General features: G+C 36.7%; 3 protein-coding genes. 2 read left to right on the forward strand and 1 reads right to left on the reverse strand.

What is annotated here, in order from left to right:
- Together DSM106972_RS50580 and DSM106972_RS50585 are read left to right on the forward strand one after the other, a co-directional pair.
- The coding region (locus DSM106972_RS50580) for a hypothetical protein (protein WP_233787991.1) at positions 1-387 on the forward strand (387 nt) is incomplete at its 5' end.
- A gap of 451 nt (positions 388-838) precedes the next feature.
- Complete coding sequence (locus DSM106972_RS50585; RefSeq protein ID WP_127087793.1) at positions 839-1339, forward strand: hypothetical protein; 501 nt, start codon at positions 839-841, stop codon at positions 1337-1339.
- A gap of 368 nt (positions 1340-1707) precedes the next feature.
- On the opposite strand, the gene DSM106972_RS50590 is transcribed toward DSM106972_RS50585, so the two are convergent.
- Positions 1708-2511: tyrosine-type recombinase/integrase (locus DSM106972_RS50590; RefSeq protein ID WP_148129297.1), on the reverse strand; the 804-nt coding region annotated here is incomplete at its 5' end.

The raw sequence follows: 2511 nt of genomic DNA on the forward strand, positions 1-2511 counted from the left end.
TCCAACAAGAATGTTTTAATTGCTGTTAGTAAAAATCCAAATATAAGTGTGAAAACTCTCTTAGCTTTGTCCAAAAAAAGTAAGGGTTCGTTGGGTATACGCGCACACGCAGTAAAAGCCCTTATACAGAAAGACCCTGAAAAAGCAGGTGCCGTTCTTGCAGAAGTCGCTAGTTCTGATAAACCCACATCAACACGTTTTATCTTGCTGCTTCACCCAATCACACCACCGGAGTTCCTAGCGCAACACGCTGATTCCATATGTTGGATAGAAAGATACGCTGTTGCCCAAAACAACAGTACACCTACTCATACACTTTCTAAACTTGCGACTGATGCCAACCGCCTTGTTCGTGCGGTGGCGCTGGAAAGATTACAAACGTTTTAAATATTGGTAATTTTGTTCTTTGATTATCTGTTTTATCGAACGGCAACAGTTGCCGTTCGGTATTCTTTTACAATACTTTTGTTCTAGCATGTCTGAAGTGGTCGGTTGATATTTGTTTCGGCGCCAGTACAGCATAAACAGAAACCTTTACTCAAACATTATGCATGAACAAATATAAAGAAAATATTAAGATAGAGTGTTTAGATGTAATTTGATGAGAATCTAATTATTAAGTTTCATTTCGTTATCCAACGAAGTCAACTTTATAAAGATTCTGAATTTTAATATATAGCTAATAGCAATTAGGGTGCTGTACTTATACTTAGTATGGCACCTTGATTATACTTGTCAAATTTTCAGCAAGGCAGTAGTGACCTGTCCTGTGGGTTACTCTAAAATAGAGGACTTTACTTTTGGCGACTTATATTTCAGGGTGAAGAGAGTATTTTGTATGCAAAATTATTATTTGAAATTTTTTCTTAGGGATAAAGAGAATCCTTTTATTTACTCTGTTGAGAAGCAAACAGCTAAAAGAATCTCAGATTGCCTTTTAAATCGTGACCATGTGACGGATGGTGGATTTGTTGAAATCGAACACCCATCTAAGAATCAGAACATATATATTAAAATTACTCAAATACAGATGTGCCAGGTTTTGTGGGATTATGGCGTTGTCGTAAGCAATAATGAAGAAGAGGAAGAGTATTATTCTTTGGCTTTAGTTTTAAATGGTATAGACGAGGCATTTTATTATAGCGAAGTAGAGCCAGATGATTTGCAGGAAATTATTGACAAGATAATGGGTATAAACACCTACACACCATCAGAGTTTTTTATTCGAGTTGTCGATGACGATGGTGAAGTTAACCTTATTAACGCAAGTGATATAGTATTAATGGAATGCCTTGTTAATAATACATTTGATGAAGACTTAAGCTTTGAACATAATTAGTTATTCAATACATTTGTATTTAAAAATCTTGGCAAGTCTGTAATACTTACACTTATATTTTGATTCCAGCTTTATTACTTCGCCCGCACATAAATGATAATTCCGATGCTGCTAGCCAGTTAAGTACACTGTAGTAATTGATTTAATTATTGATACCAAACACAAAAATACAATCTCGAATTTTTCTCAATATAAACACGCAAACACAATAAAATACGTTATAAATGATACGTAAATTCTAACTATACGATTCTGATAACTTATTAAAAGTTTCTACAAGCCTAGAATACACCCGTGCGGAGTAATTGAGGCGCCGTTCTACAGATAAGGCAGGCGCCACAATCATGTTTATGACAACTCACAAGCATTTAAAAATCTGGCACGATAATCTCTTTGCTTTGCCCCGCATAGTGTCGGTAAATAATTTCTGGTGAATTACCTACCAACTTTGCCACGTCTTTCACATCCATCTTATTGTCGAGTGCCAAGGTGATAAACGTATGTCTAGTTTGGTAAAGCTTACGATACTCAATTTCCGACAGTGTAGAAAGAACTGTTTTCCAAGCTCTTTGGGCTAAGTTATGAACATCAATCCACTTACCTTCTGGTGAAGGAAACACCTTCGCTTCACCTGCCCGAAAACTTGGTTTGATAGATTTCAAGAGGTTTGCAAGACGCGCGTTGACTGGAAAGATGCGTTTCTTCTGAGTTTTCAAGCCAGGTTTACACGTTAGTCCTGACTGAGAAATGACTACAGCTTGTTCAAAGCGGATTGAATTAAAGTCTTTTGCTATATGTTTCCATTGCAAAGCCACAGCTTCGGATGGTCTGCAACCTGTGTAAAACAAAAACTCAATCAACGATGCATAATGCTTATAGTTTTGATTGCTTTGAAATGCTGCAATGATTTGGTCACGTTCTTCTTGACTAAAAGGGTTAATATCCCCATCGTCTTTCTTCCCCTTGGGAATTTTTATATCGGTTGACATACCTTCAAATGGATTTAGTTTGATTAATTGGGATTTAACTGCCCAGTCACAACAAGCACTTAGTTGCGTCAGTATTCGCTTGGCAGTAGAAGAACTTTTGTTAGCAACTAACCAATCTCGAATTTTAACGGCGCCATCTAAAGTTTTTGTAGGTAGACTCCTGTCGATACAGTGAGAAACATT

Origin of the sequence: Dulcicalothrix desertica PCC 7102 (assembly GCF_003991905.1) — a bacterium.
GTDB classification, from domain to species: domain Bacteria; phylum Cyanobacteriota; class Cyanobacteriia; order Cyanobacteriales; family Nostocaceae; genus Dulcicalothrix; species Dulcicalothrix desertica.

Excerpts from the sequence above, each read along its gene's own strand:
- DSM106972_RS50585 (WP_127087793.1), top strand. The coding sequence starts at position 839 with ATGCAAAATTATTATTTGAAATTTTTTCTTAGGGATAAAGAGAATCCT.